Raw genomic sequence first — 17,313 nt, forward strand, 5'->3', positions numbered from 1 at the left:
GGAAAGGAGTTTGACGAAGCCCGATCACCCACTCTCTCTGCGGCGGAGAGTGGGTGATTGGCTTGATACGTCATTGCACGTTGACGGTCACGGAGGCGGTAAGACCTACGCTGGCGCTCTGGAAGGCGACGATCGAGATACGGTGCGTGCCCGGCGTCAGGGTAAGCGACTTCGAGGTTTCGAAACTGGTGGGGTTCCCCGAAGTGGAAACGGTCGCTTTCGCGACATTATCCACGTAGAAGCGTATGGATTTAATGTAAAGCCCGGGCTCGGCGGTCGCACCCGCCGTCACCGGTACGGTCGTGCCAACGGTGTCACCCTCTACCGGAGAGCAAATAAGCGCCCCCGACTGCGCAGGCGTACAGGTTCCCGTGGTCCCGAACGAGAACTTCGCCACCCATGCCTCCAGTGCCCCGTTGTTGCTGGCGACCTTGTCGAAGGCATTCGCCGTGATGGGAATGTCGTTATAACTTGTCAGACCTGTAAGAACCACATTGTTCTTCAGGTCGAGGGCCAAGCTCAGGGCGAGGGCATACCGCGTGCCGAAGTACGTGGAGTAGTCGAGTCCGGTACCGTTGGCATTCAATCGCGTAAGGAAGGCGTTGCGTGTGCTCGCAACCGGACCGCCGAAGGTGTGCAGCGTGGATTGATACGCGTTGGCGGTGACCGGGAAGTCGGTGGTTCCAATGACGTGGCCGCTCAGATAGGCCCGTCCACTCAGATCGACCTTTACACCGGTGGCAAAGTCGTCGCCGGTGGAGCCGCCCAGGTACGTCGCATACAGTTCGGTTGAGCCGGTCGCATTCAGCTTCACCACAAAGCCATCGCCGTTGCCGGGCGCCGATGCTTGAAAAGCGCCGGGCGTGGTCGGCAGACCTGCATTGGCCCTGCCCACCACGTAAGCATTGCGGTGAACGTCGAGCGCAATTCCCGTCGGCCCGAGGTTGAAGTCAATCGGCGCATGCAGGAACGTCCCATACGACAGCGCGGAGCCACTCGCGTTCAGCTTCACGACGAACACATCATAGGGTCCCTGGCAGGTCGGCTGGAACGCGTTCGGCGTCGAAGGAAACGTCGCGCAGCCCGTCCATCCGGTGACGTAAGCGCTCCCGTTGCCATCCACCGCAATCGCCGTGCCCTGGTCGGTGTCGTTGCCGCTGAGGTAGGTGGCATAGACGTAGGCCGAGCCGCTGGGATTGATCTTCGCCGCAAACGCTTCTTCGCCGGATTTCGCCACCGTCTGAAAAGCTCCCGGCGTTACGGGCAATCCGGAAGACGACGTGAAGCCCGTAATATAAGCGTTTCGCGATCGATCGAGCGCGACCCCGTTTACCCGCGACGCGTAGGTATTCCCGCCGACATAAGTGGAGTACAACAAGCGGCTGGCGTTGGGACTGAGAGCGAACGCAACGCCCACAAGTCCGGCGGTGGTGGCGTTGGCGGGCTCGATCGCATCACTCGTAATCGGGAAGTTGGTAGAGTCGACGTCGCCAACGACGTAAGCTGCGCCGAGATCATCCACCGCGATGGCTCTGCCTGTTTGTAATCCGGCGTTTCCATACAGACCTTTTGATCCGCCGATGGTCGCACTATAGACGAGCCCGGTGCCATCTGGTTTTATTTTCGTTACGAAGATGCGATAAGCACTTCCCTTGAGGTACGCGCCTGCAGTGTGCGGGAAATCGAGCGAAACTGTTCCTCCCGTGACATAGGTATAGCCGTATCCATCCACGGTGACCGCATCGCCTTCGTCATCTCCGCTTCCCCCGAGGTAGCTTGAGTACACCAGCGTGGGGTCAATCACCAGGGAGCGTGTCTTGTCGTACGGGTCCATGGCAAAGCCGATCTCGTCCTTGCCCCGCAGCACAAAGTGGCTGGCCACACTGTGACGGGTACCATTCACCTGCTGGTAGGCGATGGGCGCATGAAACACGATGCTCCGGCCGTCGGCATGGATCTCGAGAGCTCCATCAGCAGTTAGAGAAAGCTTGTCCGCGCCCGCGATGTGCAGGCCGATCTGCGAAGGATCGGCGCCGGCCGCGACATCGAAATCGTATTCGAGTTGCCGCTGGTTTCCATAGAAGACGGCATCAATGCCTGGATACACAGAGCTATAACGGACGCGCGCAAAGTTGGCGACCCCCGTGTGCCAATTCTTGCTATCGCCGACGAAGTAGTTGGATTGGGAGGGGAGCGGTTGTTCGGCGGAGAGCGAGCCGGGTTGCGCCGCTCCGGAGAAGGTCATCTTGAACGCCACCGAATGCCGGGCGTCGCGCGACAAGTCGAGCGTGGCGCCTTCGTTCGTGAGGAACAGACCGTAGCGGGAACCGTGGGCGATAAAGCGGACCACGTCGGTCGATTGCCCTACATTGGGTTCAAAAAACATCGGACTGTCGCCGTAGCGGTTGAAACGCTCCGGCGAGCTTGGGGTGGCGGCGAAGGTGGCAAGCGAGGCGCATAGAGTCGCGACGATGGCGGCTCCCGGGAGAAATGTGTGGCGCGGATTCATGGTCCGGCTCCTGAACTGAGTTGCTCATGAGAGCTACTCCACACCCGAGAAGATGCCCGAGCCCAGCTTTTTCTGTTGATTCGTAGAGCGATGCTTATCGCACGCGATGCGACGCTTCAACCAAGCGTGGTTACTGAGCCCCAGCGACGGTGCTGCGATTTTGGGGGATGGCAGCAATCGGGGCCGACTCCGGAAAATTCGATGATGTTGGCGATAAATCGCCTCACCACATGGAATCACCTGATCACTTCGTCACGCTAGCGCCATCAACGCATCCACCGACCTCACTGCCTCGAGATAACAACTCGTCACCTGCTTCTGCGCCAATCCCAGTGCCAGGCACTTCGGCGTAATCGCGATCCAATCGCCTTCGATATACCCGCACACCAGCTCGAACAGCGTGCGCAACTGGCCGGATTCGCCGAGCAGCGCCGCGCGCACTTCGTCCGGCAACTGAACGCTGGCAAGAATCGTTTCCAACGGCGTATCGAGCAGCGGACTGAGCATGGAAAACAATCCGACCGTAAACGCCCAATACGGATTGCTATGCGCGCCAACCGCGAGTAGTTCGCAAAAGCGCGCACGCAGCAGCGCCGAGATGAGAAGTTCCGGCGGCTTGCCTGTCGCTGCATTGGCAGCCGCGCTCACCGCAACCCAGCGCCGAATTGCATTCTCGCCAAGAATGATCAACGCTTGTCTCAGAGAGGTGATGGTCGAGCGTATACAAAACGCCGCCGAGTTGAGGAAGCGCAGCAGCTTGTAAGAGAGCGCAACGTCGGTCTTGATGATTGCCTCAATCTCCGCGAAGTTGAAGTCCGGCTTGCACGTCGCGTCGAGCAATCGGATGTAGTTCACATACATCGGCGGAATCTGGCGCATCGTTAGCAGCGCAGGTTGCGCGAAGAAAAATCCCTGGAAAAGCGAACAGCCCATATCGCTCGCGGCCGTGAATTCTTCGAGCGTCTCGACCTTCTCTGCCAGGAACTCGATCTTTTTTCCGAATTGCTGCACCAGCGCACCGCATTCCTCAAGCGGCATCGCGCGGAAATCCAGCTTGATGTAATCGGCAAACTCCACCAGCGGTAGCGTGTTTGGACCGGGAATGAAGTCGTCGAGCGCGAGCGAATATCCCGCGGCCTTGAGTTCAGCGCAGCTCTGTAGTAAGTCGTGGTCGGGAACCACCGTCTCCAGGATCTCGAGTACAAGGTTCTGTGTCGGCAGCAACTTCACAAATCCTTGCGCCAGCAACTCGTGGGTACAGTTGAGGAACAACTGCTTCCCGCGCGACAGCTCCTTTACGCCGAGCGTTAGAAGATCATCGAGGGTTCGCCGCGCCGCTTCATCGGGATCTCCAATGCGCGCAAAGTTCTCCGCTGCCGCGCGGTAGAGCAACTCGTAGCCGAATGTCTGCTGTCGTGTGTCGAGAATGGCCTGCCGAGCGATATACCGCAACATAATCTGCCGCCACGGTGGTTATCGGCAGAATGCTGCGCCGGTTCAGGCGGAAGGCAAATGCTGTTCGATCACTTCGGTAATGCGCTTCAGCGCAGCCGAGCTTTGCGGAGCGTTGTAGCCGAAGAACTGGAAAACATGGTTCATGTCTTCCCACGCTTCCAGCGTGACGTCGGCGCTCTGGCGTTTCGCTTCTTCGGCGAAGGCCACGATACTGTCGTAAAGAATCTCCGCCTCGCCGGCTTGGATATAAATCGGCGGCAGCCCGCGCATGTCCGCATGGATCGGCGAAACCCGCGGATCGCCTCGCTCTTCCTCGCGACAGTACCAATCGCGCCAAGTCTCCGCCATTCTGCCGGTAATCCAATCAGCTTCGTCGTGATGCAGGCTCGGCCGCTCCACATCGAATTCCGTCGCAGGCGAAAGTGCAATCCCCAGTGCCGGCAATGGAATCCCCGCATCGCGCAGCTGCGGCAGCAACGACAGCGTCATGTTCCCGCCCGCCGAATCCCCTCCGACGACCATTCGCCGCGGATCCACCCCGAGTTCCAGCAGGCATAGATAAGCTCTCCGCGCATCGTCGAGCGCCGCCGGGAACGGATGCTCCGGCGCCAACCGATAGTCCAGTGCAAACGTCCGGGCATTCGCCGCCAACGCAATCAACGGGAGAAACTCCGCATACGACTCTTTCGGATAACACGCGAACCCGCCACCATGCAGATAAAGCAGCGTCCGGTCCACAGGCTTTTCCGGCAGGAACCACGTTCCGCGAAAGTTCGACTCCACAGCTTCTTCTCGCGCGACCTTCTGTGGCGCCGGAACCTCCAGCACCATGCAGTCGAGAAATTTTCTTTGTTCTTCTGCAGTCGGCAGTTTGAATGCCGCAATCAACTGCTCGCGTATCACGGCGGTCCCAACCTCCACCGCCCAGTTCCAACTTTTTCGTCTTGCTCCAAGGCTCAGCCGGTGTGCCGTCGCGCGTGCGATAGCCAGCGAACAAATCCTCCTGCACTTGTGTCGATAGGGCCCGCGGAAACGTGGAACTGGCAGCATGTCTCTCGTGTATCACGCGCACACGAGCGCGCCGCGAGGAATCGCATCGCGGCACTTCAGAATGGGAATTTACTTTGAGTTTGCGAGTTGGAGCCGCTTCGCCACAATGCTGTACACCGACGCATTAAACGCCAGCCCAATGTGCGTCCCCGGCACTTCGAAGTTCGCCTCTTCGTTGTTCGACAGGCAGTAGCGCCAGTCCACCACGCCATCATCCTGCGTGTAGATCGCCGTCTCCATCACGTTTTCCGGAATGCTTGCCTTTAGCGAACTGATGAATTCGCACGTGCAGCGCGCGGTATAACATTCCGGCAACACCTGCGATCCGTGGTCGCGAAGAATCTGGGTCCTGACCGCATTCGCCGCCGACAGCACCGCATGGTGCGCCACTACGCCGCGGATCGGCGACCCAATTGTCGTCACCGAAGCCACATCCCCCGGCCGCTGATTCGCCACCGAGCGCGCAATCACGCCGCCCAGGCTATGCCCCACAAGGTGGATCTTCCCACCCGTCTCGCGGATCGCCTTGTTGATCGTCTTGCCCAGTCGGTCCCGAATCAGAAGGTTCGGACACTCGGCATTCAGATCGATTCCCGACATGTACACGCGATAGCCGATCCGATCCAGCCATCCATGCAGATGCCCGAGGTATTCATCGTTCCCCAGGAATCCCGGAATCACAACAACCGCCGACCCGTTCCCGCGTGGAATGCCAAACCCGTAGTACACCGGCGACGCGTGCAGCAGCAGCAACTCCGCGCCGAACAGCGCCTCTTTCCAGATAGAAATGTCGGCTTCCGCATGGTCAGAAAGACCATTCGTGCGGCGGGAAGGCATAGGCCGAATGCGCGTGCCAGAACCCATTTGTGTGATCAGCCCCAACCCCTGTGCGATCTGAAATCCCGATACCTGCTAACCAAAATTCAGATGGCGTGGCGCAATACTATGTTGCACTCGTGTTACACGCAACGCAAAAGTTCATGAGTTTCGCATCTGTGCAACTGTTTTCGTGCAGAAAAGTAAAAAGCGTGCCGTCCAAAACTCTGAACGGCACGTTGGCGTGTTGAAAAATTCAACAGTTCTACTTGGCAATCTTCTCCGACACGGCGTCACCGAAGAGTCTTTGACTTATGCCTCTACCGGTTCCTTTACCGCTGTCTTGCGTCCGCGTGCCATCTTGCGTGGCTTCTTGCGTGCGGCGGTCGTCGCTTTCGTGCCCTTCTGCCCCCGCTTCATCATCGAGTCGATCATCGCCTTTTCCGCGTCGACAAAGGTTTTGACTCCCTCGTTCGTGAGCTTTGCAATGGGCAGACGAAACGGAGCCAGCATGTCAGCGCCCCGGTTCGCGACTTTCAGGTTTGTCTTCATCTGCGCCGACGCCACATCGAGCAGCTTCTTCTGCGCGTCAATCATCGCGTTGGCGCTCTCGCGAGCGAGTGCGGCAATGTCGGTGGTCTTTCCGGGCTTCCCTGGTTTCTTGTCGCTGGTTGCCAAAGTGGTTTCTTCGGCAATCACATCCAGGAACTTCTTCTGCGCCGCGACGAAGTTTTCCATACCCTCGCGTGCTATTTCCACGAGGTGGTCACGGTCGTAGACCTTCCCTTGCTTCACGCCTTCCATCCAGACTTGCGAGTGTTTGCTCGCCATCGTCAGGAACTCGTGCTGCATATCGACAAAGCCATCCACGCTACGTCGTGCGAGGTTCACCATCGCGGTCAGCGGGTTCGAGCCAACCACACGCTCTTTGACGCCTTCCATCAGGATCTCGTTCTCTTGTTGCACCAGGTCGAGCAGGATACGCTGTGCGTCGATGTAGTTTGCGGTGCCTTCTACCGCCAGTTCGTTGAGCAGGGCCATCGGGGAATGCTCGGGATGCGATAGGTTCTCCCGCATCGCCTTCATTGCCGCAGCGTTCTGCCGCATCGCCACGTCGACCAAAATGCGTTGTGTCGCGAAGAAGCTTTCCATCCCCTGCTGCACCCAACCGGAGAGCAGCGAGATCAACGACGAGGGGCGGGCGTGGGCCATGGGATCATGTGTTTCTGTTGGCATACTGCCTCCGTTCCTTTTTGCTGCATTGCAGCAATTAAGGAAAGCCTAGGATTTCGCGCACTGCCTGTCAAGCGGCATCTGTGGTATCTTGCAGTGCAGCAAACGGAGAGTCGGATGAATCCCGCCCGCGTCGTCGTCAAAAAGTATCCAAACCGCAGACTCTACGACACTTCCGCCAGCGCCTACGTCAACCTCGATGACATCGCCCGCATGGTCCGAAACGGGAAAGACGTGCAAGTCGTGGACGCCCTCACCAGCGAAGACCTCACCCGCGTCGTTCTCACCCAGATCATTGTCGAAGACACCAAGGGCCAGCCCACCGGCCTCCCCCTCGAGTTGCTCCGACAGTTAATCGTCGCCTCCGATCACGCCGGCAAAGAATTCATCATGTGGTACCTGCGCTCCGCCTTCGACGCCTACCAGAAAATGCAGGGCACCCTGCAATCCGGAATCGCCGGCATCAAAGACGTTGCCACCTCACCAGTCGATACCCTCCGCAACTTCCTCCGCGGCCCCGATCGTCCCACGGCACCACCAGATGAAACCGAAGAACTCCGCCACCGCATCGCCGACCTCGAATCCCGCCTCGCAAAGCCAAAGAAGCGCACAGCAAAGAAGAAGCCCTCGAAATCACCAAAGAAGAAACGGCCAAACCGCTGAGTTGAATCTGTTAATCAGTTTCGAAAGCTTGAGCCAAGCCTCGAAGTAGGCTAGACTCGCTCCCACTTTGGTGCCCACCCTCAGTGGCATCATTCGGCTCCTCGGCCCCTTGATCTCACTTCCGAGGGTTCTTAATGAAGCTCCGCTCGTTGTGTCTCTGCTTTCTCCTGGGAGTTTCCGCTGCAATCGCGCAGCCCACACCAGCTTCCACAGCGACCAGCCAAGCGGCCATCGTGCCTCACCTCATCCGCTTTACTGGACAAGTGAAAGACGCCAACGGAACGGTCGGCATCACGTTCACACTCCACAAATCACAGAGTGACAACGCCGCGCTCTTCACGGAAACACAAAACGTGAAGCTTGACGGCGAGGGAAGGTACACCGTTCTCCTCGGGGCAACCAAGGGCGACGGCATTCCGATGGAACTCTTCACGTCCGGCGAAGCCCAGTGGCTCGCGATTCGCGTCGAAGGTCAAACGGAACAGCGTGTGCTGCTCGTCAGCGTTCCCTACGCGATGAAGGCGGCGGAGGCCGAGACTCTAGCGGGACACGCCGCGACAGACTTTGTGACCGCCGACCGGCTCACCAGCACGGTTCAGCAACAAATGCGCCAGCAAGCCTCGACCACAACCACAGCGAAAGACGCACCGACAGGGAAGCGCGGTAATGTGGTGACCAACACCGCCACCAACTTCGCCGACGCAACCAGTACCCAGGTTGTGCTCGTGACCCAGAGCGGCGCTGGTTCAGGACTCGTCGCCAGCGCGGTATCCGGGAATGGCGTCGCCGGATCCACCACCACCGCGGCTGGCTTCGGGGTGTCGGGCGCCAACTCGGCTACGACAGGCGTAGCGATCGGCGTACGCGGTACCACCGTTGCCGATAGCGGTATCTCGGTCTTCGGAACCGCCAGCGGAACGGCCGGCAGCGCGACCGGCGTAAAGGGCATCACGGGAGCTCCGAACGGATTTGGCGTCTTCGGCCAGAACACGGCGACCACTGGGCCAGCCGTCGGTTTCCGTGGCACGACCGCATCAACCAGCGGCATCGGAATTTTCGGCACCGCCACCGCCGCCACCGGCACGGCAATTGGTCTGCGAACCTCGGTAGCCAGTCCGGGCGGGACCGCCGCTGTTCTTCAGAACACCGCCAGCGGAAAGTTGATCAGCGGGCAATCGGGTGCCACAAATACCGAGGTTTTCTCGGTGGACGGTGCAGGGAACACCGTGAGCGCCGGTGGTGTCCAGGCGGCGACGATGAATGTGGTGAACACCACAGTGCGTCAGCCGTTTCAACTGAATGGTACCGGCATCCTCGGCATCGGTGATCCTACCGAGTTGAACGTGTTTGTTGGGCGCGATGCCGGTAAGGTCAACGTCGCCGACTTTCCCACTGGGGCCGGAATTGGAAACACCTTTGTGGGAAACGGCGCCGGCGAGCACAACATCGATGGAAGCAATAACACATACGTCGGCCTTTTCACCGGTGGCGCGATCCACTCTTCAGACAACACGGCGCTCGGTGACAGTGCCGGAGCGGGAGACGGTGCGAGAAACACTGCCATTGGCAAAGCCGCAGGCGCAGGCGTCCACGATGACAACACCACTCTCGGGTACGAAGCTGGGTTTGGGAGTAGCGGTGCACGCAACGTGGTAATCGGCGCAAGTGCAGCTTCAGATTTCTTTTCCGGTAACGAAAATGTTGTTGTCGGAATGCAGTCGGCGCTCCATCTTTCCACTGGTTCGCACAACACGTTCCTAGGCGCGGGGGCCGGAGCTTTGACCTCCACTGGATCTTTGAACGTGATGATCGGCCAGAACGCCGGCACTGCGTCTAGCGCAGGTAGTGGAAATGTCTATATCGCAAGCAACGGCTGTAACCCATCGCCGTGCAATGAGAACAATACGATACGCATTGGCGGGGACTCCGGCCTTGGAACCGGTCATACCGCGGCCTTCTTTGCGGGCATCAATGGCCATGCAATTAGCACGGGTTCGCCCGTGTTTATCGACTCGAACAATCAGCTCGGCACCGGGCCTGCGACGCTGCCACCGTCGGCCGGCTCCTCCTTTTACATCCAGAACAACACCGGCAGCCCGCAAACCTCAGCCAGCTTCAACATTGACGGCAACGGTTTCGCGGGCGGTCTCCTTCAAGGTGGGTTCGTAAACGCGACCAGCACTGCGGCGAATAAACCATACCGCGAGAATGGTGTCCCTTTCCTCGGTATCGGAGTCGAAGGTCAGAACAATGTCTTCCTCGGAGAATTGGCGGGCCAAAGCAATGTGAGCGGGAGCGGACTCAACAACACCTTCGTTGGTGCGTCAGCCGGTAATTCAAATACCGGAGGAGATAGCAACACCTTTCTCGGCAGCTCCGCGGGACAATCAAATGTGAGCGGCGGCTTCAATACTTTCGTTGGCGTTGATGCTGGTTTAAGGAATACGACCGCTTCCGGAAACACCTTCATCGGTCAAACTGCCGGTATCGAAAATTCAACCGGCGCCTCGAGTGTTTTTGTTGGTCATAGTGCCGGTGCCAACAACACAACGGGTGGCCATAACGTTTATGTTGGAACGACTGCTGGCCTCGACAATTCGACGGGAGGCTTGAACACTTTTGTCGGCGATGGAGCCGGCTTAACCGACACAGGGAACGCCAATATCTTTGTTGGCGCCAACGCCGGTGGCAATAACACCTCGGGCGACAACAACCTCTACATCGGCAATGTCGGGTGCACGTCGCCCTGCACCGAGAGCGCTACGATTCGCATCGGCAACACCCAGACCTCGGCCTTCATGACGGGTATTGCCGGGAAGACCTCATCGAGTGGCATTACGGTCCTGATCAACTCGACAGGGAAACTCGGTACCACCACGTCGTCCCGCCGCTTCAAACAGAACATCGCGAACATTCCCGACAGCAGCAAGCTCTTCCAGTTGAGGCCGGTCACCTTCTTCTATCGCCCCGAATACGATGACGGCACCCACGTGCGGCAGTATGGCTTGATCGCCGAAGAGGTCGCGAAGATCTATCCGGACCTCGTCGTCTTCGACAACCAGGGCAAGCCGTACACGGTGCGATACCAGTTCCTCGCCCCGCTCCTTCTCGACGCCATGCAGAAGGAACACGCCGTGGTCGCCGCGCAGCAGAGCGTTATCGCTTCACAACAGAAACGCATCGACGAACTCTCGCAGCGTCTCGCACGCCTGGAGGAAACCGTAAACCGTATTTCCGCGGCGCACTGAAGCAGTCGTCGAGTGACGTGTGCGGAGTCGATGAACATGAGCGCTAAGTCCTGGCGCCGCCGTTCGTGACTCTGCGCACGCACACCCGTGTCCGCCATCACAGACTCTTGCTTGGCACCCCAATATTCTGCGCATATGGGGCATTCCCAATAGTTTTCAACTAGCTCTTTGAAATCTCGTGCGGCCAGCCGCGAACCCCACCTCAGCGCCACAATCCTCTCTTGTCATTCAGAGGAGGGCGATAGCCCGACGTGGAATCCGCTGTCCTTTTCAAGCCAGCAACTGCTTTGTTTTGAATATTTTGCCTATAAGTTGTTTGGATTGAATATTTTGCGCACTATTCAATTGCTAAGTCTCGCGTTTTCAAGATTTTGCAGTTTTCCGAGGTGGAGGGGTGCCTTCCCGAAAGCGTGTGGAGTACATTGATCGCCACGGAAATTTCAGCGAGGCAAGCGATGCGAAATTGGCTCTTGTGCGGTGTGGGTGTGCTTTCCCTGGCAGCGTTCGGCGTGGCCCAGGACAATGACTTCTCCAAAGTACAAATTAAAGTCGAGAAGGTCGCTGGCTCGGTTTACATGCTCCAAGGCGCAGGCGGCAACATCGGCGTCTCCATCGGTGACGACGGCATCGTCATCGTGGACGACCAGTTCGCCCCGCTGGCCGACAAGATCCGCGCCGCGCTCAAGGGCATCACCGACAAGCCGGTACGCTTCGTCATCAACACCCACTACCACGGCGACCACACCGGCGGAAACCTCGCCTTCCAGAAGGAAGCGCCGATCATCGCGCAGGACAACGTGCGCAAGCGTCTCGAAGAAGGTGGCGTCGGCGGCGTTGGTGCGATGAAGAACGAGCACAAGCCGGTCGAGCCTGGCGCATTGCCGATCCTCACCTTCGATCACCAGATGACCGTGCACCTCAACGGCGAAGACATCCGTGCACTGCACGTGCCCAGTGGCCACACCGACGGCGATAGCGTCATCTTCTTCCCCAAGTCGAACGTAGTTCACATGGGCGACGACTTCGTGACCTACGGCTTCCCGTTCGTCGACATCAACAGCGGGGGCAGCGTTCGCGGCATGATCGATGCCATCGACAAAGTCCTCTCGCAGGTACCACCCGACGCCAAGTTCATCCCCGGCCACGGCCCCCTCTCGACATCCAAAGAAGTCCGCGACTTCCAACAAATGTTGAAAGAAACGCTCGCCGCCGTGCAGGACGCGATGTCCAAAGGCCTGACCCTCGACCAGATGAAGCAGCAGAAGATCCTGGAGAAATGGTCGTCCTTCGATGGAAAGGACAAGTTCATCCACGCCGATACGTGGATCGAGACCATCTACGACGACCTCAGCGGCAAATCAGGCGAGTTCGTAAAGCACAACTAAGCCTTTCCAACATTTCGTTGAGTGCCAACCCACCTCTGGGCTAAACTCTCCCCACTTTTGTCGGAAGTTCCCCTTCCTCGGCCCCGGTCCCTTGTTGTGCCAATTCCCCGCATATCCGCTTCTCGGAGACTCCTATGAAACCGTGGCTTGCCACTGTCTGCCTGATGTTCGCCTTCACCACGCTTGCGTTCGCGCAGCAGCCAAACTCGACCTCGACCACGCCGCAAGTAAGCGTTCCAAGCATGATCCGCTTTTCCGGCCAGGTAAAAGGCGCGAGCGGGACCGTCGGGATTACCTTTACCTTGCACAAGACGCAAGATGACAACGCCGCGCTGTGGACGGAATCGCAGAACGTTCGCGCCGACGAGAGCGGTCACTACACGGTTCTGCTCGGCGCTGCCAAGGCGATTCCTATCGACCTGTTCACCTCCGGTGAAGCGCAGTGGCTCGCCATCCACATCACGGGTCAGCCGGAACAGCGCGTGCTGCTGGTCAGCGTTCCCTATGCGGTGAAAGCTCTGGAGGCGCAGACGCTAGCTGGCCACGCGGCGACCGATTTCGTCACCAGCGACAAGCTGACTACGGCCGTAAAGCAGGAACTCCAGCAACAGGCACCGACCAGGAAGACCACGAAGAAGGACGCGACCACGAACGCGCCGAACCCGGCCACGAACTTCGCGGACACCAACACAACGCAAGTCGTGCAGGTGGTGCAGAGCGGAATCGGCTCGGGACTGGTGGCGATCGCTGCGGCTGGTGCCGGCGTGCAGGGCGCGACCTCCGGCGCATCAGGCTACGGCGTCTTTGGCTCGAACACTTCCGCGACTGGCACAGCGGTTGGTGTGCGTGGATCCACGACTTCGGGCAACGGCATTGCGGTGTATGGCACCGCGAACGGCACCAGCGGATCGAGCACTGGCGTGAAAGGCATCTCGTCGGCACCGAGCGGCTACGGAGTGTTCGGCCAGAACACCGCTACCACTGGCACCGCGATCGGATTCCGTGGATCGAGTGCCTCCACCAGCGGCGTGGCAATCTACGGCACCGCGACATCCACCACCGGTACGACCAAGGGAATGCTGGCGTCGGTGGCGAGCACGAATGGCATCGCCGCGGTCTTCCAGAACACGGCAGCTTCGGGCAAACTGCTCAGCGGCCAGTCAGGCGCGAGCAATACCGAGGTCTTCAGCGTAGACAACGCGGGCAACACGACGGCTGCTGCGACGGTGTCGGGGCTGTTGATGAATACATCCAGCACGGTTGCTCGTAAGCCATACATGATCAATGGCTTGGGTATTCTCGGCGTCGGCCAAACGGTGAACGACTACAACCTCTTCATTGGTTGGGGCGCCGGCGACGCCGAGGTGCATGACGGCAACCAGCAGAACAATGTGTTCATTGGCCCCGGGACCGGCATGAACAACACCACCGGCTATAGCAATACATTCATCGGATCAGGAGTGAGCAGCAACAGTAGTACGACGCATAGCAATACCCTCATCGGATCGGCGGTGGCCACCAACGGGGCCGGCAACCAAAATACGATCCTCGGCAGCCTCGCAGGATTCCAACTCGGTGCGGGCGATGCCAACGTTTTCCTTGGCTTCGAGGCTGGTTTCTACAACACGAGCGGAAATAGCGATATCTACATCGGATCGGCGGGGTGCGGCACCTCATCCTGTAGCGAAGACAGCACGATCCGCATTGGAAGTGCGCAGACCGCGACCTATATCGCGGGAATCTATAGTGAGTCGCCCGGACCGAGCTCGGCGAGCGTAGTCATCGGTTCGAATGGAAAGCTCGGTATTCCCACTTCTTCACGGCGCTTCAAAGAGCAGATCGCGGACATAGGCGACTCAAGGAAGCTCTTCCAGTTGCGTCCCGTGACGTTCTTCTATAAGCCCGAATATGACGGCGGTGCCCATGAGAAACAGTTCGGCCTAATCGCGGAAGAAGTGGCAAAAATCTATCCCGACATGGTCATCAATGACAAAGAGGGTCGGCCTTTCACGGTGAAATATCAGTTTCTGGCGCCCCTGATGCTCAATGCCGTGCAGAAAGACCACGCTGTGATTGCTGCGCAGGAGCGAGTGATTGCGACCCAGCAGAAGCAGTTAAAGTCGCAACAGCAGCACATGGACGAGTTGTCCGCGAGACTGGCAAGGCTTGAAGCGGCGGTGGACCGCCTCACAACCACGCACTGAGGCTCTCGCTGTCAGCTATTTCTCGCTCTCTTTCCAAAGCGGGTGTTCAAAGCTGAGATACAGCAGGACACCCGCTTGTCCGCTGCTCGGGCCGGCTCCGATGGGTACGCCGACGCCCGGCACGATCTGCAATCCATGCGATAAGTTGTAGGCCCAGCGCACTCCCGGGCTGACAAACAGCTGCCCGCTGTGCGACGTCCGGCGTGCGGAGACGACGGTCTCGTTGTTGAAGTAAGCCGTCTCAACCAGGGCGTTGAAGCGCGGCTTTACGAGCCACACAAAACTATGCGCCGCATACCACGGACGCAACGTGCCGTGATCTCCCGCCGCGTCGGTGGCGTGCGGAATGATCGACACGCCCAGGTCCCAGTGGGAAACGACGTTCTTCGTCAGCACAACGCTGAGCGGTAATGCGAACTGCGCGCCAGTGCCGCCAAAGCCACGTGACCAGTAGCTGGATCCCGACGGAAGAATCAGGGAAGCGCGCGGGGCAAATGCCACGCGGGTTTCGCCGCTCCCAATGAGCTGGTAGCGGTAGTTGATCAAGGTGTCGCCCCAGCCCATTCCAGCGTTTCCACTGGCGCCAAGGGCCGACGACGTGTAGCTGAGCTGATTGCGCCAATGATCGGGCACGGGCCATTCTTGTGTGAAGGTGTATGCCCAGGTGCCATCCGACTGGTGGGTAAAGGTGCTGATGTGCTGAACGACACCGGGTTCCTGGTTGTAGGCCTCCTCAGCGAGGAAGCTGTTGTCCTGGATGGGGCCGACCTGTGCGAGTGCAGCGGTGATGAGAAGGAAGAAGGCGGAGAGAAGGCGAGTCATTAGGGCCTCGGTATGAAATTGAAAACGATTTTCATTTTCATCCTGAAACCGCCCTCGCGCTGTGACCTGCCTCACACCGCGACGTGACGAAACTCGGCGGTCTCCCCCGCTCTATCGGCACGATCCCGTGGAGAGATTAGGAGTCCAAACGAAAACCCCGTCCGTAGACGGGGTTTTGCCTGCCCTGGTCCGTTTATTGAACTTGGCCGATGAAGACACCGAAGGCCGGAACCGTAAGCGCGTTCAGTTTCTGCGCGCCGTCGGATTTCGAAAACGTGCTTAACAATGTTCTGGCTTCCTTGCCCGATTGCGAGTAGTCGGCCGTCTGTGCTTTGTCGCTGTAGTTCAACACCACGAGCACGGTGCCTTGGGGTGAGGTACGTGTGAAGGCAAGAACATTGCTGTTGTTCTCATTTACGCCCTTGTAGTCACCATCGCGAAACACCGGATTTTCGCGCCGGAGTTTCAGCATCGCGCGATAGAAGTTCAGGACTGAGTTCGGGTCTTTGTCTTCTGCGGCGACATTGACCTGCTTGAAGGTGGGCGGCACCGGCAGCCAAGGATGATCCGAACTGCTGAAGCCCGCGTCTTTCGCGTTGCTCCACTGCATCGGTGTGCGCTCGCCGTCACGGCCTTTTTCTTTGGGCCATCCAGTGCGGCCGATGGGGTCTTTCACCTCTTCTCGGCGCGTCGGCGTTGTGGTCTTCATGCCGATCTCCTGGCCGTAGTACATCAGCGCGCTGCCGCGCGGTGTCAGCAGAGTGGCGGCGACAACCTTCGCAAATTGCGCGCGCTGTGCATCGTTCAGCCCGTTGCCATAGCGGTCCCAGCTGCGCGCGTTGTCGTGGTTATCGAAAACCATGAGCGCGGTCTGGGTCGCAGGCAACGTCATCAGGTCATCGAGTTTGCGCCGGATCTCCGATACATCGCGCTTATTGGTGAAGCCGAGTTGCGTCGCCATCGGGAGATTGATCTCATCGTTGTTCTTGCCATAGATCGTCGCCATCTGCGCGGCGGTATCGAAATAAACCTCGCCCACGAGCACGCCGCCGGGATATTGGTTCGTTACATGGCGCATTGCGCGATAAACATCATGGGTCTCCGGCAGGTCCTGCGTATATTTGTGCTCGACGTCCTGATCGCCATACGCATTCTTTTTACCGGGAAGAATGGGGTCGTCGTGCAGATTGGGATCTTCGAAGAGCGTGTCCACGGCGTCGAGGCGGAAGCCGCTGACGCCTTTGTCCATCCAGAAGCGCATCGCACCGTACATTGCCTTCTGCACTTCCGGATTGCGCCAGTTCAGGTCCGGCTGTTCCTTGGCGAACATGTGGTAGTAGAACTGATTGCGTTTCGAGTCCCACTCCCACGCCGAGTGTCCAAAGAGCGAGATCCAATTAGTCGGCACCTGCTTCTTATCGGCGCCAATGCCGTCCTTCCAAACGTACCAGTCAGCTTTCGGGTTGGTGCGCGACGACGCAGACTCGATGAACCACGGATGCTTGTCGGACGAGTGGTTCACCACGAAGTCGAGCAGTACGCGAATATTGCGCTTCTTGGCTTCGGCCATCAGGCGATCGAAGTCAGCCATGGTGCCATACTCCGGCGCGATCGCCGTGTAATCGCTCACGTCATAACCGAAGTCCACCTGCGGCGAAGGGAAGCACGGCGAGATCCAGATGCCGTCCACCCCAAGTTCCTTGAGGTAGTCGAGGTGCTCGGTGATGCCGTTGAGATCGCCGAGGCCGTCGCCGTTGGAATCGCCGAAGCTGCGCGGATAAATCTCGTAGATAACCGCATGACGCCACCAGTCGGCATCTGTGGTTTGAGCGAGAACAGGGAGAGCGAATGCGAAGAAGAGCGAAAGGACGAGGAGCCGTTTAATCATGTGAGAACCCGAGACTGCCGAGAAGAGGCAGGCAGAGGAA

11 protein-coding genes are annotated in these 17,313 nt (G+C 58.8%); 4 read left to right on the plus strand and 7 right to left on the minus strand.

The features are described from left to right. Positions 1–70 precede the first annotated feature (70 nt). The 5 genes from ACID345_RS26790 to ACID345_RS01790 form a co-directional block, all read right to left on the minus strand. A complete protein-coding gene (locus ACID345_RS26790) occupies positions 71–2,509 on the minus strand; it encodes an SBBP repeat-containing protein (protein WP_011521153.1) in 2,439 nt (812 codons plus the stop codon). A 252-nt stretch (positions 2,510–2,761) separates the two neighbouring features. Further along, positions 2,762–3,964, minus strand: coding sequence for an EAL and HDOD domain-containing protein (locus ACID345_RS01775; RefSeq protein ID WP_011521154.1), 1,203 nt, complete (start codon positions 3,962–3,964; stop codon positions 2,762–2,764). Positions 3,965–4,006: 42 nt separating this feature from the next. Continuing rightward, positions 4,007–4,867 (minus strand): alpha/beta hydrolase, encoded by an 861-nt coding sequence (locus ACID345_RS01780; protein WP_187148923.1) that lies wholly within the window; start codon positions 4,865–4,867, stop codon positions 4,007–4,009. Between the two features lie 216 nt (positions 4,868–5,083). Further along, positions 5,084–5,851 (minus strand): esterase/lipase family protein, encoded by a 768-nt coding sequence (locus tag ACID345_RS01785; RefSeq protein ID WP_148209982.1) that lies wholly within the window; start codon positions 5,849–5,851, stop codon positions 5,084–5,086. Positions 5,852–6,142: 291 nt separating this feature from the next. Further along, positions 6,143–7,066, minus strand: coding sequence for a hypothetical protein (locus tag ACID345_RS01790; protein ID WP_011521157.1), 924 nt, complete (start codon positions 7,064–7,066; stop codon positions 6,143–6,145). A 114-nt stretch (positions 7,067–7,180) separates the two neighbouring features. On the opposite strand from ACID345_RS01790, the gene ACID345_RS25015 reads away from it, so the two are divergent. The 4 genes from ACID345_RS25015 (at position 7,181) to ACID345_RS01820 (ending at position 14,563) form a co-directional block, all read left to right on the plus strand. Next, positions 7,181–7,726 carry a polyhydroxyalkanoate synthesis regulator DNA-binding domain-containing protein gene (locus tag ACID345_RS25015; RefSeq protein ID WP_011521158.1) on the plus strand — a complete coding sequence of 182 codons (546 nt, stop codon included), beginning with the start codon at positions 7,181–7,183 and terminating at the stop codon, positions 7,724–7,726. Between the two features lie 134 nt (positions 7,727–7,860). Beyond that, entirely contained in the window at positions 7,861–10,974 is a 3,114-nt protein-coding gene (locus ACID345_RS01800) for a tail fiber domain-containing protein (RefSeq protein WP_011521159.1), read from the plus strand. A gap of 455 nt (positions 10,975–11,429) precedes the next feature. Beyond that, on the plus strand, positions 11,430–12,359 hold the full coding sequence (locus tag ACID345_RS01805; RefSeq protein ID WP_011521160.1) for an MBL fold metallo-hydrolase: 930 nt from the start codon (positions 11,430–11,432) through the stop codon (positions 12,357–12,359). 134 nt (positions 12,360–12,493) lie between these two features. Then, positions 12,494–14,563, plus strand: a complete 2,070-nt coding sequence (locus tag ACID345_RS01820; RefSeq protein ID WP_011521161.1) for a tail fiber domain-containing protein — start codon at positions 12,494–12,496, stop codon at positions 14,561–14,563. Between the two features lie 15 nt (positions 14,564–14,578). Here the strand turns inward: ACID345_RS01820 and ACID345_RS01825 are convergent, their stop codons facing one another. Together ACID345_RS01825 and ACID345_RS01830 are read right to left on the minus strand one after the other, a co-directional pair. Continuing rightward, a complete protein-coding gene (locus tag ACID345_RS01825; RefSeq protein ID WP_011521162.1) occupies positions 14,579–15,385 on the minus strand; it encodes a hypothetical protein in 807 nt (268 codons plus the stop codon). A gap of 193 nt (positions 15,386–15,578) precedes the next feature. Then, complete coding sequence (locus ACID345_RS01830; RefSeq protein ID WP_011521163.1) at positions 15,579–17,273, minus strand: glycoside hydrolase family 13 protein; 1,695 nt, start codon at positions 17,271–17,273, stop codon at positions 15,579–15,581. Positions 17,274–17,313 lie beyond the last annotated feature (40 nt).

Origin of the sequence: Candidatus Koribacter versatilis Ellin345 (assembly GCF_000014005.1) — a bacterium.
GTDB lineage: Bacteria > Acidobacteriota > Terriglobia > Terriglobales > Acidobacteriaceae > Korobacter > Korobacter versatilis_A.

Excerpts from the sequence above, each read along its gene's own strand:
- ACID345_RS26790 (WP_011521153.1), bottom strand. The coding sequence starts at position 2,509 with ATGAATCCGCGCCACACATTTCTCCCGGGAGCCGCCATCGTCGCGACT.
- ACID345_RS01775 (WP_011521154.1), bottom strand. The coding sequence starts at position 3,964 with ATGTTGCGGTATATCGCTCGGCAGGCCATTCTCGACACACGACAGCAG.
- ACID345_RS01785 (WP_148209982.1), bottom strand. The coding sequence starts at position 5,851 with ATGCCTTCCCGCCGCACGAATGGTCTTTCTGACCATGCGGAAGCCGAC.
- ACID345_RS01790 (WP_011521157.1), bottom strand. The coding sequence starts at position 7,066 with ATGCCAACAGAAACACATGATCCCATGGCCCACGCCCGCCCCTCGTCG.
- ACID345_RS25015 (WP_011521158.1), top strand. The coding sequence starts at position 7,181 with ATGAATCCCGCCCGCGTCGTCGTCAAAAAGTATCCAAACCGCAGACTC.
- ACID345_RS01800 (WP_011521159.1), top strand. The coding sequence starts at position 7,861 with ATGAAGCTCCGCTCGTTGTGTCTCTGCTTTCTCCTGGGAGTTTCCGCT.
- ACID345_RS01805 (WP_011521160.1), top strand. The coding sequence starts at position 11,430 with ATGCGAAATTGGCTCTTGTGCGGTGTGGGTGTGCTTTCCCTGGCAGCG.
- ACID345_RS01820 (WP_011521161.1), top strand. The coding sequence starts at position 12,494 with ATGAAACCGTGGCTTGCCACTGTCTGCCTGATGTTCGCCTTCACCACG.
- ACID345_RS01825 (WP_011521162.1), bottom strand. The coding sequence starts at position 15,385 with ATGACTCGCCTTCTCTCCGCCTTCTTCCTTCTCATCACCGCTGCACTC.
- ACID345_RS01830 (WP_011521163.1), bottom strand. The coding sequence starts at position 17,273 with ATGATTAAACGGCTCCTCGTCCTTTCGCTCTTCTTCGCATTCGCTCTC.